Below are 25,048 nucleotides of genomic sequence, written 5' to 3'. Positions count from 1 at the left end.
CGGCCCGCCACCTTTACCCGCACGACAGCTGACAAGGTGTGTCAGGACGATGATATAGCGCGGCTGTGTGACGACGATTGCGGCGGCGTCGGACAGCGACTTCGGTTGCAGACAAAAGCCAATTCCGCAATGCTGGGTGCATGTGCAACCTCTACAACATCACGACGACGCAAGAGGCGGTCCGCCAATGGACCCGCACATTGCGCGATATCAGCGGCAACCTCGAACCTTCGCTTGATGTCTATCCCAATCAACCTGGGCTTGTCGTTCGCAACAGGACGGATGGGGAGCGTGAACTGGCGAAACTGCTTTGGGGGTTGCCAACGCCGCCCGAGCGCATGAAAGGTAAGGCCGACTACGGCACCACCAACGTTCGCAATCCGCAATATTCGCACTGGCAGCAATATGTGGGCGTCGAGCACAGATGTGTCGTGCCGGTGACCAGCTTTGCCGAGCCCAGCCCTGCGGCGAACGATAAAGACCCGGAAACAGGAATCCAGCGAAATTACTGGTTTGCCCGTGGCGAGAGCCGGCCGCTGTTCTTCTTCGCTGGTTTCTGGACGTCTTGGCAGGGCGTGCGAAAGGTCAAGGACGGTCCCGGCGACTTCGAGCTATACGCCTTCATGACCACCAAGCCTAATGCTCTCATTGCGCCGATCCATGAGAAGGCTATGCCCGTGATCCTCACCACGCCGGAGGAAACCGAGGCTTGGCTGACGGCGCCATGGTCGGAAGCACGGCGTTTGCAGCGGACGGCGCCCAACGACGCGTTGGTGATCGTTGAGAAGCCAGCCACACAGATCAAGTTCCCACCACAGGCCCCGGCCCAAGGGTCTCTGTTTTAGCCCGAAATCGGCTCTCCTCAATCGTCGTCTCGCCAGATTACCCGGCGAACCATGCGGATTTCGACAAGACGTCTGACGCGAATTTTAAGGCGTTCAGCAGCGCTTGGCAGAATGATGCCTGCATCGAGCTCACGACCTTTGCAGCGCTCGCACCGCATGTGCCGCTCCACATCCCAAAAGGGGATATCACCAACCAGCTTTGCGAGATCGCCAGGCAGATAGTGTCGAGTGATGTTGCAGTTCCGACATCGAACACGAATTAGCTGCCCGACTTCATGCGCCAAGCAGAGGGTTTGCACATTTCGGCGCGGTCGGGTGCTTAGTTCGGGCATCCCGCAAAGTAGGAATATGTTCCTTTGCGAGTCAATTCACACTTAATTCCACCTTGGCGATCTTCACAGCAGGTTAAATCCAACCGTCGATGAAGGGATTGGGTTGGATCAGCTTCGCAGCATAGGGCAGTTGGCACCACGGCGCAGGCTGATATGCGCCACGTCGCCGACGCTGAATTGAAAGCCCTCGGCCTGGCGCGGCGCATCGATCACCACCGGCAATCCCTGCCCCAGCTCAGCATGCAGCCGCAGCGTGCGGCCGTGGAAGACGATGGAGTTGACGCGCGCCGGCGCGGTGCCGGCGGCGGCATCGGTGGTGGCCAGCAAGTCCTCGGGGCGAACGCCGATGGTGCGCTCAGTGCCTTCGCCGGGTGTGTCGCCGGTTTCAGATGTTGCTTCCAGCGAAAGCCCGCCAGCGGCGAAGCGCAGGCGGTCGCCGTCGCGGCCGATGAAGCGCGATTGCAAGAGGTTCATGGTGCCGATGAAGCTTGCGACGAATTTCGTCGCCGGCCGGTCGTAAAGCGTAGCCGGCGGCGCGATCTGCTCGATGCGGCCCTTGTTCATGACGACGATGCGGTCGGAGATCGACAGCGCTTCGGTCTGGTCGTGGGTGACCATGACGAAGGTGGTGCCGAGCCGCGACTGCAGCCGCTTCAGTTCGACCTGCATCTGTTCGCGCAGATGCGCATCGAGCGCCGACAGCGGTTCATCGAGCAACAGAACGCGCGGCTCGCAGACTATGGCTCGGGCGAGCGCGACGCGCTGGCGCTGGCCACCCGACAGTTCGGAAACGCGGGCGCCGAGCTTGTCGGCGAGGCCGACCATGTCGAGGGCTTCGCGGACGCGCTTTGCCTGCTCGGCGCCGGACAGTTTGCGCAGCGACAGGCCGAAGCCGACATTCTCGGCGACGTTCATATGCGGGAACAGCGCATAATCCTGGAACACGGTGTTGACGGGACGGTCGAACGGCCTGAGCGCGGTGATGTCGCGACCATCGAGCAGCACCTTGCCGCTCGACGGGCTCTCGAAACCGGCAATGACGCGCAGGCTGGTGGTCTTGCCGCAGCCCGAGGGCCCGAGCAGGGTGATGAACTCGCCGCTGATAATGTCGAGATCGACGGCGTCGAGCCCGACAATGCCGCCGGGGAAAACCTTCGAGACCGTGTCCAGGCGTACCAGCGCATCAGGCGCCATCGCGAACCTCGGACGGCTTGGTGGTGTTGACCCAGAGGATCTGGCAAGGCTCGGTGCCGGGATTGCGGAAGGCGTGCAGAAGCGTGCTCTTGAAGGCAAAGGAGTCGCCGCTCTTCAGCACGTATTTTGTCGAGTCCACCACCAGTTCGACCTCTCCCGACAGGACATAGCCGAACTCGTGACCGATATGCGCATAGGCTTCCGCCGTGCCGCCATCGGCTTCCACGGTCACCAAGAGGCCGGTCAGCGCCGCGCCCGGCGGCGACAGCAGCGCCTTGGCGATGCCTTCCGACTTGACCGGGAGCTGCCGCCTTTTGTCGGCGCGCACGCAATAGAGATCGTTGGCGGCTTCGTTGCCGTCGGTGATCAGCGCCGAAGGCTCGATGTCGAGCGCGGCCGCAAGCGGCCAGATCACCTTGACGCGCAGCGAAGACAGGCCGCGCTCGATCTGGCTCAGCGCACCGATGGAGACGCCGGCTTTTGCTGCCAGCTCGGCCAACGACAAATTGCGCTCCAGCCGCAGCGCCCGCACGCGCCGGCCGACGCGAATGTCGGCGTCGGCCTTTGGTTTCGCTTCAAGCATGTCCATCAGTTGGTCCTTGTTGCAGTCTTTGGCGCGGCGGCAAGACCCGCGGGCTTCAGGAGATTAGTCACAATTACCTGCCGTCGGCGCTGCCTCTCATTGTCCTGCCGGACATTTCTCCCCGTATAGTGACGGGGAGAAAGCGGCTGGTCGCAAACTCGGCGCCATTTCTGCAACGTTTGCGATTTGCGAAATCGCTGGTGACAGCGCCCCTCTCCCCGTCACTATACGGGGAGAGGATGCCGGCAGGCAGGTGAGGGGCAGCGCAACCGTCGGCGATGGATCCCTCAGCCGCCCGCCTTCACTTTCTCGAACATCTTCGCCACATCGTCGTTCTGCTTCATCGGGCCGGTGAAGATGGTGGTCTTCAGCATCACCTCCGGGTCCGCCGGCAATTGCAGCTTGTCCAGTTCGTCCTTCGCCACGCCGGCGAAGGCGGTGCTGAGCGAGCTGCCATAGCCGTAGGCCTGGATCAGGTACTTACCCGAGTCGGCGTCGAGCCGGCTGTTGATGAAGTCATAGGCGAGGTCGACGTTTTTGGCGTCCTTGAGCATGACGAAGCCGCAGGCCCAGGTCAGCATGCCCTCCTTCGGCTTCATGAACTCGACCGGCACGCCCTGCTTCTTCAGCGAGGTTGCCGACGCGTTCCAGGTCATGGCGGCGACCAGCTGGCCGCTGGCCAGCGCCTGTTCGACCGAGGTCATGTCGGTGGTGTAGTTGGAGAGGAGGGGACGCTGCTCGCGCAACTTTTCCGCCACCTTGTCCATCTGCTCGGGCGTCATGTCGAAGGGGTTTACGCCGGCCAGAAGTGCGGCAACGATCGGGGTGTCATGCACGGCATCGATGGTCGCCATGCGGCCGGCATATTGCTTGTCCCACAGAAGGTTCCAGCTCGCTTCCGGGTTCTTCACCAGATCGGTGCGGTAGAGGATCGAGGTGTTGCCCCAATCCCACGGCACCATCCAGACCTTGCCGTCGCCGGCCTGGATGTCGGGCAGGTTCTTGAACACCGGGAAGATCGAATCCCAGTTCTTGATGCGCTTGGTATCGATCGGCTGCAGCAGGCCTTCCTTGTTCCAGCGCGCCACCTTGTCGTAGCAGGGATGGGCGATATCGGGGCGGAAGCCGGCCTTGACCTTGGTGAAGGCATCGTCGTCGTCGCCGAAGATCGAGGCCTCGACGCCATCGGGATGGGCCGTCAGGAAGCTCTTGTTGAAGTCGGGCAGTTCATAGCCGGACCAGGTGAAATATTGCAGCTTGTCGGCGGCGAAGGCGACAGTCGACGACAGGACGATTGCAAGCGCGGCAAGCCCGGTGCGGGCTGTCTTTGCAGTGATCGATTTCGGGCCCGTGATCGATTTCAGCCCAGTAATTGATTTCGGGTCGAATGCCATTTCGGTTCTCCTCTTTTGTTATGGTTCAGGCTGGACTGGTGGGCGCCGTCCGACGGGCTGTGCTCAGCCCGCGATGGCGCAGGATTTCGGCGATGCCGGCGATGATGACGGACACAGCAAGGATAGCTGTCCCCAGCGCCATCACGGTCGGCAGCGAGCGAGGAAAACGCAGTTGGCTCCAGATGTAGAGCGGCAGCGTCGGCTCAGTGCCGGCGAGGAAGAAGACGACGATGAACTCGTCGAAGGAAATCAGAAAGGCCAGCATGAAGGCCGAGACGATGGCCGCCAGCGAGAGCGGCAACATCACCCGCCGGAAGGTCGTCCAGTCGGAAGCGCCGAGATCGAGTGCGGCCTCGCGAATGGTTTTCGGAATTGCGGCAAACCGGCTGCGCATGATCACCACGGTGGTCGGCAGCGCCACCAGTATGTGGCCGAGAACGATGGCGATGCGCGACGGGCCGAGGCCGATGAGATTGACGAGGATCAGCAACGATATGCCGACGATGACGCCGGGGATCAGGATCGGCAGCCTGGAGATGGCGCTGATGGTGGCGGCGAGCGGCGAACGACCGTAGAGGTCCATATAGGAGACGGTGATGCCGCAGAGCGTGGCGCCGGCGGCGGCCACGACGCCAATGACGAGACTGTTCAAAAGCGCGCCGGACAGCGCCGGATTGCCATAGAGCGTGGCATACCATTCGAGCGTGAAGCCCTGCAGCGGAAACGCGGCCTGGATGGAGTTGTTGAAGGAAAACAGCGGGATCAACAGCACCGGCAGATAGAGGAAGACGAGATAGGCAAGCACATAGACGCCGAGCCAGCCGCGGCCATCATCTCTCCGCGCCGCGCTCATGTGCGGCTGCCGAATTTGCGGTCGGCGCCGCGTGCGACCAGCACCACGCAGAGGATGACCAGCATCACGCAGACTGAAAGTGCCGCCCCGAACGGCCAGTCATTGGCCTTGCCGAACTGCGACTGGATCAATGTGCCGATCATGGTGCTGGCGGGACCGCCGACCATGGCCGGGGTGACATAGTCGCCGACCGTCGGCACAAAGACGACGAGGGCGGCCGCCAGAACGCCCGGCATCGAATTGGGCAAGACGACGCGGCGAAACGCCGTGAACGGTCTGGCGCCGAGATCGGAGGCGGCTTCGAGCAGTGATTTCGGGATGGTGTCCAGCGCCACATAGATCGGCAGGATGGCGAAGGGCGCATAGGCATGCGCCAGCGTGACGACCACCGCCGCCGGCGTGTTGAGGAAGGCCAGCGTCGGCTCCGACCAGATGCCGCTTTCGATCAGCGCCGAGTTCAAGACGCCGTTGTAGGCGAGCACGATCTTCCAGGCGAAGACGCGCAGGAGATAGCTGGTCCAGAACGGCAGGGTCACCAGAAACAAAAGCAGGCTGCGGCGGCGGCCGGCATGGAAGGCGAGATAGTAGGCGACGGGATAGGCGGTGACGACGGTCGCCAGCGTCACCAGGCCGGCGATCACCAGCGAGCGCAGCGTCACCGTCCAGTAGAGCGGATCGGAGACCACGGTGATGAAGTTGCCTGCCGTGAAGCCGGCGCCGAGCAGCGAACCGTCATTGCCGCGCAAGGCGAGGAACAGCACGAGGCCGAGCGCAAACAGGATCAGGAAGAAGGTGACCAGCCCGCCCGGCAGCAACATGGCGAAGCGGAAGCCCCGGGCGGAGCCTGCTGGCGCTTCAGACGCAACGACGGTCGACATCAGGCTGCTCAATGGAAATATGAAATCGACTTAGCTTTTTTCATATTCATGAAACTGTCAAGCTGAATCCACGAGGCCTAAACGGCCGGCGCGCAATCAGCGCTCGAAGGCGTCGAGCATGCGGTACCAGGCGATCGTCGCGGCGACGCCGATCTGGCGAAAGGCGTGGAACGGAATCGGCCGGATCGGCGACAGCGGGAACGGCAATTGCGCTGCCTCACCGTTTGCCAAATAGCCCGCCATGCGTTTTCCCAGCGCGGTCATCAGGCCGACGCCCCTGCCCTGGCAACCGACCACGGCGAGCAGGCCCTTTTCAGGTTCGTGGATGTGCGGCAGATGATCCGGCGTCATCGCCACGCGACCGAACCAGCGTTTCTCGATGGCGACATCGGAGAGCGCGGGATAAAGCCGCACCAGCGCGCGCTGCAGATGCGCCCAGTCGGCCTCGCTCCTGGGAAGCGCCATGCGGCCACGGCCGCCAAGCACCAGATGGCCGTCGGCTGTTTTGCGGTAGTAGACGAGAATGCGCCTGGAGTCGGACACCGCCTGCCCTTCCGGCAGGATCGTCGCCGCAAGGTTGGATGACAGCGGCGCGGTCGCGACCTGGAAGGAATGCAGCGGCACGATCGTTTCCGCGAGGCCCGGAAGCAGTCCATCGGTATAGGCGTTCGTCGCCAGGACAACCGCTTTCGCCCGCACCTCGGCGCCGCTTTCGGTTGAGACACGCCAAAGGCCGGCCTCCTTGCGGAGTTTCACCACCCTCTGCCGCTCGGCAATGCTGGCGCCGGCGGCGGCGGCGATGCGCGCCAGTTCCACTGTATAGGCGAGCGGATCGATGATGCCGGCGCGGCGGTCGAGCCAGCCGCCGAGATAGCCTTGCGCGCCGGTCATAGCGGCGATCTCGCTTTCATTCAGAAGCCGGACATCGGCGCCACGCGCCCGCCATTGACGATCCCTGTTCGCCGCCGCTTTCAATGCGGTTTCGGTATGCGCGGCCTGGATCCAGCCATTGCGGGTGAACGGCACCGCCAGCTTTTCGTCTTGGATGAGATCGAACACCGTATCCGCCGTCGAGGCGGCGAAATCGACCAGCGCTTGGCCACGCTCGGGGCCGAAATGCTCGAGCAGCCATTCGGGATCATATTTCAGGCCGGGAATGACCTGGCCGCCATTGAGGCCCGAGGCGCCCTGGCCGATCTCGCCAGCCTCCAGCACCTGTACACCGAGACCGAGCCGGGCTGCGTGCAAGGCGGTCGACAGGCCCATGAAGCCGCCGCCGACGATGGCAACGTCGACCGGCGCAGTGACGAGCAACTGGAAGGCGGATGCGGTCTGCGGCTTCTGCCAGATCGGAACGGAAAACGGTGCGGGCAAGGCTTCACCTGGAGTATGCGGAAAATGAAAATTCTAGTGCCAGTTTCATTTTTTTGAAAGAGCGGGCCTCATGTCAGAACCGACAATTGCCTGCGCCACGGGATAGACCTTTGGCGTGAATCCGGTGAAAGTGCAGCGGCCCAGCTGCCATCTCGATCATCAAAGGACCGTAAGCCATGACGAACCCAACGCAGCTTCCCGCCGACGGGCTCTTCATCGGCCGAGCCAGGGCAAGCGATGCCTCGCATCCTCTGGTGGTCACCGTGCGCGACGGGATCGTTTTCGACGTCACCTCGACCACCGCACCCACAGTGCGCGACATCTGCGAGATGGCCGATCCGGCCGGACACGTGCGCTCTGCCAAGGGCGAACCGATCGGCTCGCTCGACGCGATCGCCGCCAACAGTTTTCAGGCCACCCGCGATCCGGCAAAACCCTATCTGCTCTCGCCTGTCGACCTGCAGGCGGTGAAGGCGTCGGGCGTGACCTTCGTGGTCAGCCTGCTCGAACGCGTCATCGAGGAGCAGGCGCGCGGCTCGGCGGAAAAGGCCGACGCCATCCGCGCCGACATTGCCGGGCTGATCGGCCACGATCTGTCGAAGCTGAAGCCCGGCTCACCCGAAGCGATGGAGATCAAGGCCAAGCTCATCCAGCGCGGCGCCTGGTCGCAATATCTGGAAGTCGGCATCGGCCCCGACGCCGAGATCTTTACCAAATGCCAGCCGATGGCGTCCGTCGGCTTCGGCGCCGATGTCGGGCTGCATCCTGTCTCCACCTGGAACAACCCCGAGCCGGAGATCGCCATGATCGCCGCCAGCACCGGCAAGATCGTCGGCGCGACCATCGGCAACGACGTCAATCTGCGCGACGTCGAGGGACGCTCGGCGCTGCTGCTCGGCAAGGCCAAGGACAACAATGCCTCGGCCTCGCTTGGGCCCTTCATCCGGTTGTTCGACGCAAGCTTTTCCATCGACGATGTCAAGCGCGCCACGGTGCGGCTGAAGGTCGAGGGCGAGGACGGGTTTTCGCTGGAGGGCGCGAGCTCGATGGCCGAGATCAGCCGTTCGCCCGAAGAGCTGGTCGCGGCCGCCATGGGGCCGCACCACCAGTATCCCGACGGCTTGGCGCTTTATCTCGGCACCATGTTCGTGCCGTCGAAGGATCGCGGCGAGAAGGGCAAGGGATTCACCCACAAGATCGGCGACATCGTCACCATCTCGTCGGAGAAATTCGGCGCGCTGGTGAACCGCGTGCTTCTGTCGCCCGATTGCCCGCACTGGACCTACGGCGCCAGCCATCTCATGCGGGACCTCGCCAAGGCCGACCTGATCTGATTTCGGAGCAGCGGGACGAACGGATAGCCGATAAACGTTCGTATCCGGTCCCTGTAAGCCGTTTGTTAGCGGAATCCGGGTGACTGTATCGGAAATTCGCTCCAGGATCGGGGCGCGGTCTGTGGGGGCCGAATCGCATGCTCGGTTTGCCGATGATATCGGTGCGCAATCTCGCCATGCGTTATGGCGGCGTTGTCGCGCTCAGGGATATGAACCTGTCTGTCGGACAGGGGACCATCCATGCTGTCGTCGGTGAAAGCGGCGCCGGAAAGTCGACGCTGGTGAAGGTGCTTGCCGGCGTGCTCCGGCCCAACAGCGGCACCATCCGCGTCGGCGACCAGATGGTCACCGTCGACAGCCCGATCGCTGCACGCAAGCACAGCTTCGGCGTCGTCCACCAGGGGCTCGGCCTGTTTGCCGACCGCTCGGTGCTGGCCAATCTGTTCGTCAATCGCGAGCCGTTGCGCAATGGCTTCGTCTCCAGGCGCGAGATGGAGGCACGCAGCCGCACCTTGCTTCGGCAACTCAAGCTCGACGTCGATGTCCACGCTCCTGTGGGACAACTCGGCATGGGCGAACGGCAATATGTCGAACTCGGCCGCGCAATTCTGGAAGGCCCGAGGCTGCTGATCCTCGATGAACCGAATTCTGCGCTCGACCGGCGCCAGACCGAGCACCTGTTCACCGTACTAAGTGACCTCAAGGCCAAGGGCACGAGCGTGCTCTATGTCTCGCACCGGCTGGAGGACGTGTTTGCGATCGCAGACCAGGTCACCGTGATGCGCAACGGCCGTGACGTGCTGACAAGTGAGCGCTCGGCGTTGAGCGAAGCCGATGTGATCGACGCCATGATCGGCCAGCAGCGCGGCAGCCTGTTCCCGCCTGCACTGCCGGCCAATGCCAGCACGATAAGGCCGCGGATCACGGTGGAGGGTCTGAGCGGCGGCCGGATTTCCGGCGTCAGCTTCACCGCCCGCTCCGGCGAGATCCTCGGCTTGGCCGGGCTTGAGGGGTCGGGCGTTGAAGACCTGTTCGAGATGCTGTTTGGCCTGCGCGAGGCGCAAGGCGGCAGGGTGCGGCTCCCCGACGGCTACGGCTTGCCTGGAAATCCGACCGAAGCGGCGCGACGCGGCATCGGCCTGGTGCCGGCCAACCGCCTGTGCAACGGCCTGATGCCCGACCGGTCGCTGGCCTTCAACATAGGCAACATCGCTACCGGCGCCCGCAACTGGGGGTCGCGCCGCTACTCGCCCAAGGCCGCGATCGCCGCCGCCGCAAGGCAGATTGATGCGCTGCGCATCAAGGGCCTGCCGGACGCGCCGGTGAATTCGCTGCTGGCCGGCGATCAGCAGAAGATCGTAGTCGCCAAATGGCTGGAGACGGCGCCGCAAGTGCTGCTCCTCGACAATCCGGCTGGCGGTATCGAGGCGGCTGCCAAGCGCAAGATCTATGCGCTGATCCGGCAGATGGCAGCCAATGGCTGTATCGTTTTGCTGCGTTCGGTCGAGCCGTCCGAACTGACCAACCTCAGCAACCGCGTCCTTGTCTTCCACCGCGGCCGGGTCGCCGGCGAGCTGTCCGGCGCCGAGATGAAGCGAAGGACAGTGCTGCAACTGACCACCACCGGCGAGATGCCGGAGGCGGAGCGGCCGAAAAAGAAACTCGTGGGAGCCATGGCATGACACGATTGGATCCCACGCTGCAGCTTGCCGGTTCGGCTGCCCACCCGAAGCGCAGCCTTCGCCTGGCCGTCGAACTCAGGCCGCTCATCGGGCTCGTTGTCCTGGTGGCGATTACAGGCTTTGCCCGGCCGGATTTCCTCGATGAGGCCAATGTGCTGTCGTTGCTGGAAACCGCTGCGTATCCCGGCATGCTGGCGATCGGCATGGTGTTCGTGCTCGCACTCCGCGAGATCGACCTTTCCGTCGGCTGGATATTCCATCTCGCGGCCCTTCTCACCGCATTCCTTCTGGCCGCCGGCATCGACCCGTGGCTTGCCGCCCTTGCCGGCGTGCTGCTCGGCGCCGGGCTCGGCCTCGTCAACGGCCTGCTGGTGGTGGCGCTGCGACTGCCGGCCATCGTCGTTACGCTGGGCACCTTTGCAATGTTCCGGGGCCTGGCGGCGGTGGCCGTCAAGATGCAAGCGACAGCTCCGGCCAGCCCAGGCGGCGACTTCTTTGAGATCGTTCACGGCAAGCTGTTCGGCCTTGTGCCGACGGCTGTCTTTGTCTTCGTCACAATGGCGGTGGTGATGCACCTCGTGCTTCACCGCAGCCGCTTCGGCTACCGGATCCAGGCCGTCGGCAGCAATCCGCAGGCGGCGCTCTATGCCGGCATCCCGACAGGTGCTGTGCGGCTGCAGACGCTGGTGCTGATGGGCATCGTCTCGGGGCTGGCGGGCGCGCTGTGGCTTGGCGCTCCCGTTACCGACGTCGACCAAGGCGGCGGTTTCGTGCTGATGGCGATTGCCGCGGCGATCATCGGCGGCACCTCGCTTTCCGGCGGGCGCGGCACCGTCTTGGGTGCGGTGATCGGCATGCTGATCGTCCAGGTCATCTTGAGCGGCGTGACCCTGTTCGGCATCGACGCCGCATGGAGCCCCTTCGTGATCGGCGCGGTGATGGTGCTGGCGCTCGCGCTCGACCGGCTGGCCAAGGTGCTGCGCAACCGCCAGGCCGAGCGCTTTCAGGAAAATCCGCGCGCCTGAGTTTAAGCCCCGCCTGCTTGCCGGGAAATATCTCTATCTCTCGGTTGACGCAATTCCGGACGGAAAACCGTTTCACACTTTTCCTGGAATTGCCCTCTAACTGATGCGATCTGATGGGATCGATGATGGCGCGTTGCATCGCGCCACCATCCATTGGGCGGATGGAGGCTTGCCATCGGCCGCAAAAGAAGATGCTCTGCGCATCCGGGTCGGCGCTGGCAGGAGGAGAGGATCAAGGGCATGGCCCGGATCATCGCCGGACGTGGAGGTCGTTTTTCAACATGGGAGGAAAGCAAATGCTGACGAGGCTACGATTACTCGTGCTTGGCTTGATTGTGGCGCTGGCCGTTCCGGCGGCGGCACAGGCCAAGACGTTCTACTGGATTTCGCATGGCGGCCCGGCCGACCCGGTCTGGACCTACTTCCTGGCCGGCGCCAAGCAATGGGCGAAGGACACCGGCAACACCGTCAACACCTCGTTCCACAATGGCGACGTTGCCTCGCAGCAGGAGGCCGTGCGCGCCGCGATCTCGGCAAAGGCCGACGGCATCGTCACCACCAGCCCCGATCCGGGCAGCCTGATCGAAATCGCCAAGGAAGCCAACACGGCCAAGATCCCGATCATCAACTTCAACACGCCCGATCCCAAGGCAAGCTTCGACGCCTATGTCGGCGGCGACAACGTCACCTTCGGCAAGCACTGGGCGCAATATCTGGTCGACAAGGGCCTGGTGAAGAAGGGCGACTTCGTCTGGATGCCGGTCGAAATCCCCGGCGCCACCTACGGCGTCCAGGAAGAGGAAGGCATCAAGAGCGTCTTCGAACCGCTGGGGATCACCTATGAGATCACCGAAGCGACCCTCGACCAGGCCGAAGCCATCAACCGCATGGTCGACTATCTCACCGCCAACAAGGCCAAGGTCAAGGCAATCATCGGCCTCGGCGATCTGGTCACCGGCTCGATCAAGCGGGTGTTCGACCAGGCCGGCATCAAGCCGGGCGAAATCCCGGTCGTCGGCTGGGGCAACTCGCTCGACACTACCCAGGAAGTGCTGACCGGCTACGTCAATGCCGGCCAGTGGCAGGACCCGCAGGCGACCAGCTACGTCGCGCTGTCGCTGGCCAACATGGCGGCGTCAGGCATTCCTCCGGGCTTCAACGTCATCACCGGCGCGCTCTATGAAAAGGACACCGCGCAGGTCTACGACGACATCCTGTCGGGCAAATAACCCAGACCTTCAACAGTCGCGGCCGCAGCCGCGGTCGCGACTGTCTTTTCGCCGAGCCCTTCGCGTTGCGCGCTGGGCTCAGCCTTCCCTTCCTGTCGCAGGTTATCAGTGGAAAACCGTTCGCTCATCCAACGCCTGATCGCGAGGCCGGAATTCGGGCCCTTCGTTCTGCTCATCGTCGAAATCGCGGTGTTCTGGAGCATCAACCACGATTTCCTGTCGCCGCAGAACATCTCCAACACGCTGGCCTTCACCGTCGAGCTCGGGCTGATCGCGCTGGCGATGACGCTGTTGATGACGTCGGGTGAATTCGATCTGTCGGTCGGCTCGCTGTTCGGCTTTTCGCCGGTGCTGATGTGGACGCTGTTCAACAGCGGCCTGACCTCGCTGGAGGTCGGCTTCCTCGCCGCGCTGCTGATCGCGGCCTTCATCGGCCTGGTCAATGGCTGGTTCGTCACGCAGCTGAAAATCCCATCCTTCCTGGTGACGCTCGGCATGCTGCTGGTGGTGCGCGGCACCGCGCTGTTCGTCACCGACGGCTTTCCGCAGCGGACGTGGAGCGCCGAGGGCAGCTGGCTGGCCGAAGCGCTGGTCGGTGATTTCTTCATCGGCCCGTTCCGCATCTATATGTCGCTCTTCTGGTTCATCGCGGCGGCCATCGCGCTGGGCTACGTGCTGACGCAAAGCCGGACCGGCAACTGGATCCAGGCAGCCGGCGGCAATCCAGGCGCCGCAAGGGCGCGCGGCGTCAACGTCAGCGGCGTCAAGATCGGCCTGTTCGTGCTGTCGTCGGTGATGGCTTCGCTTGCCGGCGTCATCTCGTCGCTGCGCACGTCGGCCGCCAACCCCAACAGCGGCACCGGCTACGAGCTCGAAGTCATCGCCATGGTGGTGATCGGCGGCACGGCGCTGACCGGTGGGCGCGGCACCATCATCGGCACCGTGCTCGGCATCCTCATCCTGCGCGTCATGCGCAACGGCATCGTGCTGATCGGCGTGCCCGGGCTGGCCTACAACATCTTCATCGGCGCCATCATCCTCGGCATGATGGCGCTGCACTCATGGCTGGAACGCCGGCATCAGGCAGGGACCTAGAACCATGGCTGAACCGCTCATCCGCATGTCCAACATCAAAAAGTCCTACGGGCGCGTGCAGGCGCTCGAAGACGCCAATTTTCATGTCAACGAAAGGGAGATCGTCGGCCTGCTCGGCGACAATGGCGCCGGCAAATCGACGCTGATCAAGGTGTTGTCGGGGGCGGTGCCGCTGACCAGCGGCGACATTTTCATCCGCGGCAAGAAGGTCAATCTGCGCAGCACCAGCGACGCCATCGCGCACGGCATCGAGACGATCTACCAGGATTCGGCACTGGTGACGCAGCTGTCGATCGCGCGCAACCTGTTCCTCGGCCGCGAGCCGATCAAACCGCCGCGCTTTTTGAACCGCATGGACCAGGAGGCGATGAACAATGTCGCGCGCGACCTGCTGAAACAGGTCGGCATCTCCAAGAACATCCCGCCGACGACGCCGATCGGCTCCCTGTCCGGCGGCGAGCGGCAGGCCGTCGCCATCGCGCGCGCCATGCACTTCGACAGCGACCTGATCATCCTCGACGAGCCGACCAACAATCTCGGCGTCGCCGAGACGCAAGGCGTGCTGAGCTTCGTGCGCAACGCGCGCGATTCCGGGCATTCCTGCATCTTCATCGCCCACAACATCCACCATGTCTTCCAGGTGGTTGAGCGCATCGTCGTCATGCGCCGGGGCAAGGTGGTGGCCGACGACATCGACCCGAAGAAGACCAGCGTGGCCGAGGTCGAACGCATCATCACCGGGATGTCCGACAAGGAGATCCGCGACGCCATCATCGAAGGCGGGCCATCGCACGGCTGAACCGTCTTCGCGCCGTCTGGCACGGAAACGCATCCGCTCTAACTCGTTGTAGAGCATGACCTTTTGACAAAACGGTTCCCGTTTGTCCGAGAAAACCGGTTCCCACTTTTCGGGATCATGCTCTATGACTACAGCCATGAAAGCCACCGTTGCCGACATAGCCAGGAGCTGCGGCCTGTCGACCGCGACCGTCGACCGGGTTCTGAACAACCGGGCCGGCGCGAGCGCCGCCAACCGCCAACGGGTGATGGAGGCGGCCAAGCAGCTCGGCTATTTGCCGGTGGTCGATCAGGTGACGCTGCCGTCGCGGCCGGCGCATCTTGAATTCTTCCTGCCGATCGGCGCCAACGGTTTCATGATCGACCTCGCCGGGCACATCGAGGACTATGCGGGGCGCCTGCCGCTGGTCGCCTCGTGCCGGATCCACAATCTCGGCGGCATCTCGCCGGCAGCGCTGCAGGCGGCGGTTGAAAATCTGTCGCTGAAGGCCAATGGCGTCGGCGTCATTGCCGTCGATCATCCGCGAACGCGCAACATATTGCGCGATGTGGTCGAGGCAGGCATCCGCCTTGTCACGCTGGTCTCCGACGTTCCAGCCGCCCCGCGTTCGGCCTATGTCGGCATCGACAACCGGGTTGCCGGACGCACGGCGGCGCTGTTGATGGGGCGCTTCCTCAATGGCCGCCAGGGTCATCTGGCGATGGTCGTCGGCTCGCGTTCCTATCGCGGGCACGAGGAGCGAGAAATGGGCTTTCGGTCGGTGCTGACAGAGGAATTCCCCAATCTCACGGTCTCGAGTGCGGTCGAGATCAATGACGAACCGGAGGGCAGCTACACCGCAACGATGCAGGCGCTGCACAACGAGCCGGAACTGCTCGGCATCTATTGCGTCGGCGCCGGGCGCTCAGGTGTGGCGAGAGCGCTGCTCGAGGCCAAGCCAAAGAAGAAGCCGGTCTTCATCTGCCACGACCTGACCAAGGAAACGCGCGGCTATCTCGTCGACGACCTCGCCGATGTCGTCATCGACCAGAATGCGCGGCTGATCGCGGAGCAATCTGTGATCCGCCTGCTCGGCTCGATCGCATCCGCCGCGCCATACCTGACGAAGAAGTTCATCGAGCCACGGCTGATCTTCAAGGAAAACGTGCCGGTGCAGTGAAGTCGCGCCGTGGCGGTTTCTCCGATTTGTACGACAAGTCGGGGTAGATGCCGCAAATCTGCACAGCAGCCATGCAACTTTCATTGTTGCCGAATCATTGGGCAACCCGTACTCATCTGGGTGTCGGCCATCTACTCCTCCCAGATGCGATGCCGACGCTGAGCGCGGTGCACCTCCTCCCGCATCTCGCTCGAAATCGAGCCCGCTGCCACCTCCTCCCGGCAGCGGGCTTTTTTCATTCTCAAATGAATCTAAATTAGAGTTGACTGGCAAGTTCGGAGAATAGCCAAAAGCCACCCCGCCGGATGGGGACTCCTCAACTCCGAAAGCTGGAATTCAGCGCGCCCTGAAAGAGCTGATCAGGCCTTCAGCCATGCGCACGAACTGCGTGCTGGGGCCCTGGCAGCCCATGGTCTGCACGCTGACGCGCGCCCCTTCGAACAGCAGCGACAGGGTATCGGCCAGAAGCTCGGCCTGACCGATGCCCGCATCCCGGCATAGCGCAACAAGGCGATCGCGCTGAGCGCTCTTGAGCTCCTTGATCACGCTCCTGGCCGGATGGTCCGGCTCGGTCAATTCGGCGGCGGCATTGGCCATGTCGCAGCCGCGACCGTCAGCCGCCAGGCAAGCAGCGGCCATGCGAATCCAGGCATGCAACTGGGCGAGCTTGTCGCCGGGATGCTCAGCCTCGAATTGGTCCCACATCGCGGCGCCTTTAGCCGCCGACGCGCGCAGGCATTGGACGATCAGTTCGTCCTTGGACTCAAAATGACGGTAGAGCGTCATCTTGTTGGTGCCGGCGGCTTCCGTGATTGCGTCGACACCGACGCCCTTGATGCCATGCTTGTGAAACATGTCCTGCGCCGTCTCCAGGATTCGATCCCGGGGGCGCACACGATCGGTAATGCCGTCTGCCATCGCAGTCTCCTTGTCTCCCTAAAAATTCGGTTCACCTCTTGACTAGGGTGTTACCGGTCTGTAACTATCCGAATGTTACTTACTGGTAACACCTATGTGGCCTTCCGTCAATAACAAGGCCGTGAACTGGTCCTGCCAGATCACAAAGGGTGAAAATTGCAGGTCATGCGGCTCCGGCCGGTGAAGAGATGAAAACCGGTTCGCGATCGTCCGATGCGGGCCGCTGGAATGGAGACGCTCCAATGTCGAAGCGCAAGGATTTGACCATCGATGAAGCCATCCGGGATCCGATGATCCGGCTGGTGATGAAAGCGGACCGCGTCAACCCGCGCGCCTTCGAAGCGATGCTGAGGACCGTGGCCGATGAGCAGGGCCTCAGCGGCGCGGCGCCGTCTTCGTATTTTTTGCAGGACCCGGGCTCAGTCCGCGGCAGGCGGCTGTCCCGGTCTGCCCGTTCTTTTAAAGAGGCCGGTTCTTCTAAAGAGGTTTGCGTGTCGTGGTAAATTTTTTCATTCATCGTCCGATCTTCGCCTCGGCGATCGCCATCATCATGGTGCTCGCCGGGACGATTTGTTATTTCCTTTTGCCGGTTTCGCAGTTTCCCGACATCACGCCGCCGCAGGTCGTAGTCAGCGCCCATTATCCGGGCGCCAGCGCGCAAGTGGTCGCCGATACGGTGACGACGCCGCTTGAGCAGCAGATCAACGGCGTCGAAGGCATGACCTACATGTCGTCGTCGAGTTCCAATGACGGCTCCTCGACCATCACCATCACCTTCGATGTCGGCTATTCCTTGAGCACCGCGGCCGTCGACGTCCAGAACCGCGTTTCGCAAGCCGCCTCGTCGCTGCCGGCGATCGTGAACCAGGGTGGCGTGACGATCAAGAAGCAGAACCCGAATTTCGTCCTCATTGTCAACCTGACCTCGCCCGACAGTTCGGTCGATCCGGTGGCGCTGAGCAACCTCGCCTATCTGCAGGTCGTCGATCCGCTGAAGCGACTGCCCGGCGTCGGCGATGTGCAGATTTTCGGCGAGCGCCGCTATTCGATGCGCGTCTGGCTCGACCCGGACAAGCTCGCCAATCTTGGCATCACCGCTGTCGACGTCCAGAACGCCATCTCGGAACAGAACGTCCAGGTCGCGGCCGGCAAGATCGGCCAGTCGCCGGCGCCCGCCGGCACCGCCTTCGAGATGCAGGTCAACGCCGTCGGCCGCCTGAGCGACCCCAAGGAGTTCGGCGACATCGTCGTGCGCGCCAACACCGGCACCGGCTCGCTGGTGCGACTGCGCGACGTCGCCCGCATCGAGCTCGGCGCGCTGCAATATTCGTCGTCGGCCTTCTTCGGCAAGGACCCGACGGTGGTGCTGGCCGTCTACCAGATGCCCGGTTCCAACGCGCTCGATCTGCAGCAGCACGTCAAGGACAAGATGCAGGAACTGTCGGCCCGTTTTCCCAAGGGCGTCAGCTACGCCATGCACTACGACACCACGCGCTTCGTGTCGGCATCGATGCATGACGTGCTGATCACGCTTGGCGAAGCGCTGGTGCTGGTCGTGGCCGTGGTGTTCATCTTCCTGCAGAGCTGGCGCACGACGATCATCCCGACCATCGCCATTCCGGTGTCGCTGGTGGCGACGATGGTGGTCATGGAAATGATGGGCTTCTCGCTCAACATGCTCTCCCTTCTCGGCATGGTGCTGGCCATCGGCCTCGTCGTCGACGACGCCATCGTGGTGGTCGAGAACGTCGAGCGACAATTGGAGGCGGGCCTCAAACCGCTGGCGGCGACCAAGGCCGCGATGGCCGAGGTCACCGGACCGATCATCGCCACCACCGCGGTGCTGATGGCCGTCTTCGTGCCCGTTGCCTTCATTCCTGGCGTCTCCGGCAAGCTCTACAACCAGTTCGCGCTGACGGTGGCGATTTCGGTCGGCATATCCGCCTTCAACTCGCTGACGCTCAGCCCGGCGCTGAGTGCCGCCTTCCTGCGCCATCGCGGCGAGACGCAGTTCGCCCCATTCCGCTGGTTCAACACGGGCTTCGACAGACTGTCGCATGCCTATGCGCACGGCGTGCGTATCCTCATCCGGCTGCGCTGGATCATGCTCGGTCTGTTCGCGGCCGGCCTGGTGGCCACCTACTTCGTCTGGCAGAAGCTGCCCTCGACCTTCCTTCCGGTCGAGGACCAGGGTTACTTCTTCGTCGTCATCCAGCTGCCTGACGGCGCCTCGCTGGAGCGCACCGACGCGGTGGCCCAGAAGGCGCGCGACATATTGCAGGCTACGCCCGGGGTCGAGATTGTCGGTTCGATCAGCGGCCTGAACTTCCTGACCAGTGCGGCGCAGTCGAACTCGGCGGTCGAGTTCGCCATCCTGAAGCCATGGGAAGAGCGCGGCCCAGACCAGAGCGCGTCCAAGCTCGTAGCCGACGTGCGCGGCAAGCTGATGCAGATTCCGGAAGCCTTCGCGCTGTCCTTCGATCCGCCTTCGATCCCGGGTATCGGCACCACGGGCGGCTTCGAATTCGTCGTCGAGGATCTCACCGGGCGCGGCAGTTCAGCCCTCAACGACGCGACGCAAGCCGTGATCGCCGAGGCGCGCAAGCAGCCGGAAATCAATCCGCAGCAGCTGTTCTCGCCGTTCTCGACCTCGACGCCGCAGTTCAACTACGACCTCGACCGCAGCAAGGCCAAACTGCTCGGCCTCAACCTGCCCGACGTCTTCAACACGCTGCAGATCTATCTCGGCTCGCTCTACGTCAACGACTTCAACCTGTTCGGCCGCACCTTCCGGGTGACCATCCAGGCCGACAAGGACGCACGTGCCGACGCAGGCGACCTTTCGCGGCTCTATGTGCGCAACGCCTCCGGCGGCATGGTGCCGCTGAGCACACTGGGCAAACTGGTGCCGTTCGTCGGCCCGGAAACCGTGCCGCACTACAACAACAACGCCTCGGCCACGATCAATGGCGGCGCAGCCCCCGGCTTCTCGTCGGGCCAGGCGGTTGCCGCGATGGAACGGGCCGCCGCCACCGCTTTGCCCAGGGATTTCGGTTTCGAATGGACCGGCATCACCTTCCAGGAGCTCAAGGCAGGATCGATCGCGTCGGTCGTCTTCGGCCTCGCCATCGTCTTCGTCTTCCTGATCCTGGCGATGCAGTATGAGAGCTGGGCGATGCCGTTCATGGTGCTGCTGGCGGTGCCACTGGCCCTGTTCGGCGCCTTCGCAGCCCTGTTCCTGCGCGGCATGCAGATCGACGTCTACTCGCAGATCGGCTTCGTCATGCTGATCGGCCTCGCCGCCAAGAACGCGATCCTGATCGTCGAGTTTGCAAGGCGGCGGCGCGAGGAAGGCTTGAGCATTGTCGACGCGGCGATGGAAGCCGCGCGGCTGAGGCTGCGGCCGATCCTGATGACGGCCTTCGCCTTCATCCTCGGCGTGCTGCCGCTGATGTTTGCGACGGGTGCGGGTGCGGCAAGCCGGCAGTCGATCGGCACCACCGTGTTTGGCGGCATGGTCGCGGCGACCATCCTGTCGCTGGTGTTCGTGCCAGTCTTCTACGCGGTCATCGAACAGCTGCGCGAACGCCGCGTGCGCAGCGAACCCAACGCTGCTCATGACCAGGACAATAATGAACCGACAGCCGAACCAGCGCCGATGCGCCTGGCCGAAGCAGCCGAATAGAATTGGAGACCAAAATGCGTAAATGGAAAATAGCTTTGGGAACGGCCGTCGCCCTGGGAGCGATCTCGGTGGCAAGCGTCCACTTCCTCGACATGGGCAATCTCAGCCTCAATGCCGGCACGGCGGGAGCGACGGCAGCACCTGCGGCATTCGTTATGCCGGTGCCGGTGACGAGCGTGGTCAAGAAGACGATCCCGATCTATCTCGACTACGCCGCCCGCATCGAGGCGATCCGCAGCGTCACCTTGCAGGCCCGCGTGCCCGGCTATCTGCAGGAGCAGACGGCTGAGGACGGCGCGGATGTGCGCCAGGGTGATCTGCTATACAAAATCTCGCCCGACGACTTCAAGGCGGCTCTCGACCAGGCCAAGGCCGAAGTGCAGCGCGACCAAGCGAGCCTCGACTATGCACGCTCCAATCTCGGCCGCGGCTCCGAACTCGCCAAGAGCGGTTATCTGGCCAAGGATGGGTTCGACCAGCGCACGAGCACCTTGCGTCAGGCCGAAGCGTCGCTTGCCGTCAACCAGGCGGCGGTGCGGACGGCCGAGCTTAATTTGAGCTACGCCGAAATCCACGCTCCGTTTGCCGGCCGCGTCGGCCGCAACCAGGCTTCGGTCGGCACGCTGGTCAGCGTCGCCGGCACGGTGCTGAACACGCTGGTGCAGCTCGACCCGATCTACGTCACCTTCAATCCGAGCGAGACGGATCTGGCCGAAATCGAACAGGCCCGGGCCGCCGGCCCGATCGAGGTCGAGGTGCTGCTGCCCGGCGAGACCGAAGCCAGCCAGAAGGGCGAACTCACCTTCATCGACAACACGGTCGACCACTCGACCGGCACGATTACGGCGCGCGCCACCATCGGCAATGCGAAGTTCTCGCTGCTGCCGGGCCAGTATGTCCGGGTGCGGCTGCACATCAAGCAGCTGCCCGACGCGCTGATGGTGCCGCAGGTGGCGCTGGGTTCGAGCCAGCTCGGCAAATATGTCTATGTAGTCGGCAAGGGCAACACGGTCGACCAGCGCATCGTCTCGCTCGGCGCGACCAGCGGCGACCTTGTGGCGGTGCTCAGCGGCGTTGCCGAAGGCGACCAGGTGATAACCGGCAATCTGCAGAAGATCGGACCAGGAATGCCGATCTCGCCATTGCCCCAGGAGAAACCGGCCAGCTGATAACCCCCATCAGCCCCGGTCCTGCGGCGCCTTCGGCTTCCACGCCGAGGGCGCCGTTTTTTATGGAGCGCCGCACGCCGTTTTTGGAGTAACCGCAAGGCACAAGAATCCGGAACAGACATATTGTAGGATTGTCGACAATCTGCTTGTCTGTTTCCGGCTCTCACTGGAGTGACGGAATGGCCAAGCTGGACTTCAATCCGATCGCGGATACGACACGCCGGGCCGAGATCGTCGCGCTGTTGCGGCGGGCGATCCTGACCGGCCAGCTGGAACCCGGCCAAAAGCTCAACGAGCTGAGGATCGCCGAGCAGATGAGGGTCAGCCGTGCGCCGTTGCGCGAGGCAATGCGCGAGCTGGTGCAGGAAGGCATCCTGACCAGCATTCCCTATGCCGGCACCTTCGTCATCGATGTCACCGCCAAAGATATCGACGACGCCTATTCGCTGAACAAGGTGCTCGATGAATTCGCCATCGAGCGGACATGGAAGCTGCGCGACCAGCGCTTCTTCGACGAACTCGACCGCCGGCACGAGGCAGTGAAGCAGGCGACGCGCGCGCGCGACACCACCCGCCAGATCGAAGCCGCGCTGCAATTGCACGGGCTGATCTATGAATGGGCCGACAATTCGGTGCTGCTGGAAACCTGGCAGCGGCTGACCAGCCGGCTGCAGATGTATTTTGCCCTGCACCAGCGGGCCCGCAACGAGCCGGTGCCGGCCGAAGATCTCCACGAGACCTATGTGCGGCTCTTGAAGGGCGCCGACATGCGCGCTGCCCAGCGCCATGCGCGCGAGCATATCGACCTCGATTTCGAAGAGCTGCTTGCCTATGCGCGTGGCCTCGAGCAGCGGAACATCGAAGGGCTGACCCTCCTCAACGCCTAGAGACAACGGACAGACAAGTGCAGATCAAAACCATCAAGGCCTATCGCGTCGTGCAGCCCTTCGTGGACGGGCCCTACCGCATGTCCAAGGGGCGGGTTGCAGACTGCTTCGATGCGGTGATCGTCGCAATCACCTCCGACAGCGGCGTAACCGGCTGGGGCGAGATGGCGCCGCTCGGCAATTTCTATTCGGCCGCCTTTCCGGCGGGAACGCGTGCGGGCGTGGTCGAGATCGCGCCGCACCTGATCGGCCAGGACCCGCGTGGCCTCGCCGGCATCGGCCGATTGATGGATACGGTGTTCAAGGGCCATCCCTACATCAAGTCGGCGCTCGACATGGCCTGCTGGGATCTGGCGGCCCGGGCCGCCGACGTGCCGCTGGTGACCATGCTTGGCGGCCGCGAGAGCGACATGGCGGAGACCTACCGCGTCGTCACCCACGGCACGCTCGACCAGATGGCGGCACTGGCCAAAAGGATCATCGCGGAAGGCTGCCGGCGGCTGCAGGTCAAGGTCGGCGGCAATGTGCATGACGACATCGACAGGGTGAGCGCAGTCGCTTCGGCCGTGCCGAAAGGCACGGTGATTTTCTGCGACGCCAATGCCGGCTGGACACCCTACCAGGCGCGGCAGTTCGCCGATGCCACGCGCGGCATCGATTACACGTTCGAGCAGCCCTGCACGACGATCGAGGAGAACATGTCGGTGCGCCGCATGCTCGACAAGCCGATGGTGCTGGACGAGAGCGTCATCTCGCTCGAGGCGATGGTGGAAATCCACCGCCTGGGCGCCGCCGACGGGCTGACGCTGAAGATCTCGCGGCTTGGCGGCGTAACCAGGACAAGGCAAATCCGCGACGTCGCCGTCGATCTCGGTTTCATGATCACCGTCGAGGATACGGGCGGCGCCGAGATCGACACGGCGGCGATGGCGCATCTGTCGCTGTCGACGCCGGAAGAACGCCGGCTGCACGCCATCGCCTTCCATGAGTGGGTGACGGTGCGCACGGCCTCCAACGCCCCACCGGTCACCGGCAGCCACATGGGCATTCCCGACGGGCCCGGCCTCGGCATCGATGTCGTGCCCGACCTGCTCGGCAAGCCTTTCCTAGAGATCGGCTGAGATCAAGCGCAGCATGAAGCTGTCACCCCACGAATCCTCCGTGGGAGATTTGGTCCTGCAGCCATTCTCCGATTTGCGGGTTGAAATATTTTTCAAATGGAAATAGGAATGTTCAAAATGATGATTTGACGCTGCGGCGCGTCATGACTGGAGGAAGCGATATGGCCCATCCGCAATTTGCAGCGGAACTTCTGCAGCGCGCTGAAGCCCAAGGGCCCATCACCATCGGACTCGCCGGCGCCGGGCAGATGGGCACCGACATCGTCGTCCAGGTGGCGCTGATGCCGGGCATGCGGATCGGTGCCATTTCCGAGGTGCGCCCGCAAGCGGCGATCGATGCCGCACTGCTCGCCGGCCATGACCGCTCCGACATCGTCCAGGCTGCGAACGCCTCTGCCATCGACCGCGCCATCGAGGCCGGCAAGATCGCTGTCACCGAAGATCTGCATGCGCTGGCCGCGGCCGGCCGCATTGATGTCATCATCGACGCGACAGGCAATCCCAACATCGGCACGCTGTTTGCGCTCGAAGTGATGAAGAACGGCAAGCACATCGTCATGCTCAATGTCGAGGCGGACATTACGATCGGCCGCTTCCTCAAGGAGGAAGCGCGCAAGGCCGGCGTGGTCTACACCGGTGCGGCCGGCGACGAACCCGCCTGCACGCTGGAGATCATCGGCTTCGCCAAGAGCCTCGGCTTCAACATCATCGCCGCCGGCAAGGGCAAGAACAACCCGCTCAAGATCGACGCCATGCCCGCCGACTACGAGAAGGAAGCGGCCGAGCGCAATATGAATGCGCGCATGCTGGTCGAGTTCGTCGACGGTTCCAAGACGGCGATCGAGATGGTGGCGATTGCCAACGCCACCGGGCTGGTGCCCGACGTGCCGGGCATGCACGGCCCGACGGCGACGCTGGAGGAACTGGCCAGCGTGCTTTGCCCGCGCGAGGATGGCGGCGTGCTGCACCGCAAGGGCGTGGTCGACTATTCCATCGGCAAGGGCGTGGCGCCCGGCGTGTTCTGCATCATCGAAACGAGGCATCCGCGCGTGCTGGAGCGCATGGTCGACCTCAAGGTCGGCAAGGGCCCCTATTTCACGATCTACCGTCCCTATCACCTGACAAGCCTTGAAGTGCCGCTGTCGGCGGCGCGCGCCGTTGTCTACAAGCGCGCCGACATGGAGCCGCTCGACCATCCGGTCGCCGAAGCGGTGGCGGTGGCCAAGAGCGATCTCGGCGCGGGCCAATCGCTCGGCATGATCGGCGAGAACGACTATCGCGGCTTCGCCATGACCTGGGAGGACGCCCGCGCCAAGGGCGCGCTGCCGCTCGGGATTGCCGAACGCGCCAAGGTGGTCAAGCCGGTCAAGACCGGCGACTTCCTCACCTATGAAAATTGTGTACCCGACGATTCGATGGTGATAACGCAGATCCGCCGCCGTCTCGACCAGTCGGACGGACAGTTTGTGACCAACGCCGCCTGAACCTTCGG

General features: G+C 63.5%; 21 protein-coding genes. 14 read left to right on the top strand and 7 right to left on the bottom strand.

The features are described 5' to 3' along the window. Positions 1-140 precede the first annotated feature (140 nt). The gene (locus tag NKI88_RS15675) at positions 141-845 is read left to right on the top strand and encodes an SOS response-associated peptidase (protein ID WP_023684394.1); all 705 of its coding nucleotides are present in this window, start codon (positions 141-143) and stop codon (positions 843-845) included. Between the two features lie 440 nt (positions 846-1,285). On the opposite strand, the gene NKI88_RS15670 is transcribed toward NKI88_RS15675, so the two are convergent. From NKI88_RS15670 to NKI88_RS15645, 6 genes are all read right to left on the bottom strand, one after another. After that, positions 1,286-2,371, bottom strand: coding sequence for an ABC transporter ATP-binding protein (locus NKI88_RS15670; RefSeq protein WP_023684395.1), 1,086 nt, complete (start codon positions 2,369-2,371; stop codon positions 1,286-1,288). After that, positions 2,361-2,960: a helix-turn-helix domain-containing protein gene (locus NKI88_RS15665; protein ID WP_023684396.1), complete on the bottom strand. Its 600-nt coding sequence runs from the start codon at positions 2,958-2,960 to the stop codon at positions 2,361-2,363. Before NKI88_RS15665 ends, NKI88_RS15670 begins: the two co-directional genes overlap by 11 nt. A 281-nt stretch (positions 2,961-3,241) precedes the next feature. After that, the gene (locus NKI88_RS15660; protein ID WP_023668506.1) at positions 3,242-4,348 is read right to left on the bottom strand and encodes an ABC transporter substrate-binding protein; all 1,107 of its coding nucleotides are present in this window, start codon (positions 4,346-4,348) and stop codon (positions 3,242-3,244) included. Positions 4,349-4,373: 25 nt separating this feature from the next. Beyond that, a complete protein-coding gene (locus tag NKI88_RS15655) occupies positions 4,374-5,201 on the bottom strand; it encodes an ABC transporter permease (RefSeq protein WP_502909472.1) in 828 nt (275 codons plus the stop codon). Then, on the bottom strand, positions 5,198-6,079 hold the full coding sequence (locus NKI88_RS15650; RefSeq protein WP_023687088.1) for an ABC transporter permease: 882 nt from the start codon (positions 6,077-6,079) through the stop codon (positions 5,198-5,200). The genes NKI88_RS15655 and NKI88_RS15650 overlap by 4 nt, the downstream gene beginning before the upstream one ends. A 96-nt stretch (positions 6,080-6,175) precedes the next feature. Next, complete coding sequence (locus NKI88_RS15645) at positions 6,176-7,453, bottom strand: NAD(P)/FAD-dependent oxidoreductase (protein ID WP_352656005.1); 1,278 nt, start codon at positions 7,451-7,453, stop codon at positions 6,176-6,178. 176 nt (positions 7,454-7,629) lie between these two features. Between NKI88_RS15645 and NKI88_RS15640 the strand changes: the two genes are divergently transcribed. From NKI88_RS15640 to NKI88_RS15610, 7 genes are all read left to right on the top strand, one after another. Beyond that, on the top strand, positions 7,630-8,787 hold the full coding sequence (locus tag NKI88_RS15640; protein WP_023668510.1) for a fumarylacetoacetate hydrolase family protein: 1,158 nt from the start codon (positions 7,630-7,632) through the stop codon (positions 8,785-8,787). A 137-nt stretch (positions 8,788-8,924) separates the two neighbouring features. Beyond that, on the top strand, positions 8,925-10,469 hold the full coding sequence (locus NKI88_RS15635) for a sugar ABC transporter ATP-binding protein (protein ID WP_352656003.1): 1,545 nt from the start codon (positions 8,925-8,927) through the stop codon (positions 10,467-10,469). Next, positions 10,466-11,494 (top strand): ABC transporter permease, encoded by a 1,029-nt coding sequence (locus NKI88_RS15630; protein WP_352656001.1) that lies wholly within the window; start codon positions 10,466-10,468, stop codon positions 11,492-11,494. Before NKI88_RS15635 ends, NKI88_RS15630 begins: the two co-directional genes overlap by 4 nt. A 296-nt stretch (positions 11,495-11,790) precedes the next feature. Beyond that, a complete protein-coding gene (locus NKI88_RS15625; RefSeq protein WP_023687083.1) occupies positions 11,791-12,723 on the top strand; it encodes a substrate-binding domain-containing protein in 933 nt (310 codons plus the stop codon). 108 nt (positions 12,724-12,831) lie between these two features. Next, positions 12,832-13,818 (top strand): ABC transporter permease, encoded by a 987-nt coding sequence (locus NKI88_RS15620; RefSeq protein ID WP_023668514.1) that lies wholly within the window; start codon positions 12,832-12,834, stop codon positions 13,816-13,818. Between the two features lie 4 nt (positions 13,819-13,822). Beyond that, a complete protein-coding gene (locus NKI88_RS15615; RefSeq protein WP_352655999.1) occupies positions 13,823-14,617 on the top strand; it encodes an ATP-binding cassette domain-containing protein in 795 nt (264 codons plus the stop codon). A 136-nt stretch (positions 14,618-14,753) separates the two neighbouring features. Next, complete coding sequence (locus NKI88_RS15610) at positions 14,754-15,776, top strand: LacI family DNA-binding transcriptional regulator (protein WP_023668516.1); 1,023 nt, start codon at positions 14,754-14,756, stop codon at positions 15,774-15,776. Positions 15,777-16,112: 336 nt separating this feature from the next. Here the strand turns inward: NKI88_RS15610 and NKI88_RS15605 are convergent, their stop codons facing one another. Beyond that, entirely contained in the window at positions 16,113-16,694 is a 582-nt protein-coding gene (locus tag NKI88_RS15605; protein ID WP_023668517.1) for a TetR/AcrR family transcriptional regulator, read from the bottom strand. A 242-nt stretch (positions 16,695-16,936) separates the two neighbouring features. Between NKI88_RS15605 and NKI88_RS15600 the strand changes: the two genes are divergently transcribed. From NKI88_RS15600 to NKI88_RS15575, 6 genes are all read left to right on the top strand, one after another. Next, on the top strand, positions 16,937-17,197 hold the full coding sequence (locus NKI88_RS15600) for a hypothetical protein (RefSeq protein ID WP_352655997.1): 261 nt from the start codon (positions 16,937-16,939) through the stop codon (positions 17,195-17,197). Further along, positions 17,191-20,379 carry an efflux RND transporter permease subunit gene (locus tag NKI88_RS15595; RefSeq protein ID WP_352521258.1) on the top strand — a complete coding sequence of 1,063 codons (3,189 nt, stop codon included), beginning with the start codon at positions 17,191-17,193 and terminating at the stop codon, positions 20,377-20,379. Before NKI88_RS15600 ends, NKI88_RS15595 begins: the two co-directional genes overlap by 7 nt. Positions 20,380-20,393: 14 nt before the next feature. Continuing rightward, positions 20,394-21,548, top strand: coding sequence for an efflux RND transporter periplasmic adaptor subunit (locus tag NKI88_RS15590; RefSeq protein ID WP_352655995.1), 1,155 nt, complete (start codon positions 20,394-20,396; stop codon positions 21,546-21,548). A 179-nt stretch (positions 21,549-21,727) separates the two neighbouring features. Continuing rightward, positions 21,728-22,435: a GntR family transcriptional regulator gene (locus tag NKI88_RS15585; protein ID WP_352655993.1), complete on the top strand. Its 708-nt coding sequence runs from the start codon at positions 21,728-21,730 to the stop codon at positions 22,433-22,435. Between the two features lie 17 nt (positions 22,436-22,452). After that, positions 22,453-23,556: a mandelate racemase/muconate lactonizing enzyme family protein gene (locus NKI88_RS15580; RefSeq protein ID WP_023729287.1), complete on the top strand. Its 1,104-nt coding sequence runs from the start codon at positions 22,453-22,455 to the stop codon at positions 23,554-23,556. A 161-nt stretch (positions 23,557-23,717) separates the two neighbouring features. Next, a complete protein-coding gene (locus tag NKI88_RS15575; protein ID WP_023668524.1) occupies positions 23,718-25,040 on the top strand; it encodes an NAD(P)H-dependent oxidoreductase in 1,323 nt (440 codons plus the stop codon). Positions 25,041-25,048 lie beyond the last annotated feature (8 nt).

The organism is Mesorhizobium sp. M0317 (assembly GCF_040321555.1).
Taxonomy (GTDB): domain Bacteria; phylum Pseudomonadota; class Alphaproteobacteria; order Rhizobiales; family Rhizobiaceae; genus Mesorhizobium.
Note: the sequence above shows the minus strand (reverse complement) of the source record. Positions and strands in the feature narration are given on the sequence as shown.

Excerpts from the sequence above, each read along its gene's own strand:
- NKI88_RS15670 (WP_023684395.1), bottom strand. The coding sequence starts at position 2,371 with ATGGCGCCTGATGCGCTGGTACGCCTGGACACGGTCTCGAAGGTTTTC.
- NKI88_RS15615 (WP_352655999.1), top strand. The coding sequence starts at position 13,823 with ATGGCTGAACCGCTCATCCGCATGTCCAACATCAAAAAGTCCTACGGG.
- NKI88_RS15650 (WP_023687088.1), bottom strand. The coding sequence starts at position 6,079 with ATGTCGACCGTCGTTGCGTCTGAAGCGCCAGCAGGCTCCGCCCGGGGC.
- NKI88_RS15590 (WP_352655995.1), top strand. The coding sequence starts at position 20,394 with ATGCGTAAATGGAAAATAGCTTTGGGAACGGCCGTCGCCCTGGGAGCG.
- NKI88_RS15630 (WP_352656001.1), top strand. The coding sequence starts at position 10,466 with ATGACACGATTGGATCCCACGCTGCAGCTTGCCGGTTCGGCTGCCCAC.
- NKI88_RS15600 (WP_352655997.1), top strand. The coding sequence starts at position 16,937 with ATGTCGAAGCGCAAGGATTTGACCATCGATGAAGCCATCCGGGATCCG.
- NKI88_RS15605 (WP_023668517.1), bottom strand. The coding sequence starts at position 16,694 with ATGGCAGACGGCATTACCGATCGTGTGCGCCCCCGGGATCGAATCCTG.
- NKI88_RS15585 (WP_352655993.1), top strand. The coding sequence starts at position 21,728 with ATGGCCAAGCTGGACTTCAATCCGATCGCGGATACGACACGCCGGGCC.
- NKI88_RS15575 (WP_023668524.1), top strand. The coding sequence starts at position 23,718 with ATGGCCCATCCGCAATTTGCAGCGGAACTTCTGCAGCGCGCTGAAGCC.
- NKI88_RS15625 (WP_023687083.1), top strand. The coding sequence starts at position 11,791 with ATGCTGACGAGGCTACGATTACTCGTGCTTGGCTTGATTGTGGCGCTG.
- NKI88_RS15665 (WP_023684396.1), bottom strand. The coding sequence starts at position 2,960 with ATGGACATGCTTGAAGCGAAACCAAAGGCCGACGCCGACATTCGCGTC.
- NKI88_RS15610 (WP_023668516.1), top strand. The coding sequence starts at position 14,754 with ATGAAAGCCACCGTTGCCGACATAGCCAGGAGCTGCGGCCTGTCGACC.
- NKI88_RS15640 (WP_023668510.1), top strand. The coding sequence starts at position 7,630 with ATGACGAACCCAACGCAGCTTCCCGCCGACGGGCTCTTCATCGGCCGA.
- NKI88_RS15655 (WP_502909472.1), bottom strand. The coding sequence starts at position 5,201 with ATGAGCGCGGCGCGGAGAGATGATGGCCGCGGCTGGCTCGGCGTCTAT.
- NKI88_RS15635 (WP_352656003.1), top strand. The coding sequence starts at position 8,925 with ATGCTCGGTTTGCCGATGATATCGGTGCGCAATCTCGCCATGCGTTAT.
- NKI88_RS15675 (WP_023684394.1), top strand. The coding sequence starts at position 141 with ATGTGCAACCTCTACAACATCACGACGACGCAAGAGGCGGTCCGCCAA.
- NKI88_RS15660 (WP_023668506.1), bottom strand. The coding sequence starts at position 4,348 with ATGGCATTCGACCCGAAATCAATTACTGGGCTGAAATCGATCACGGGC.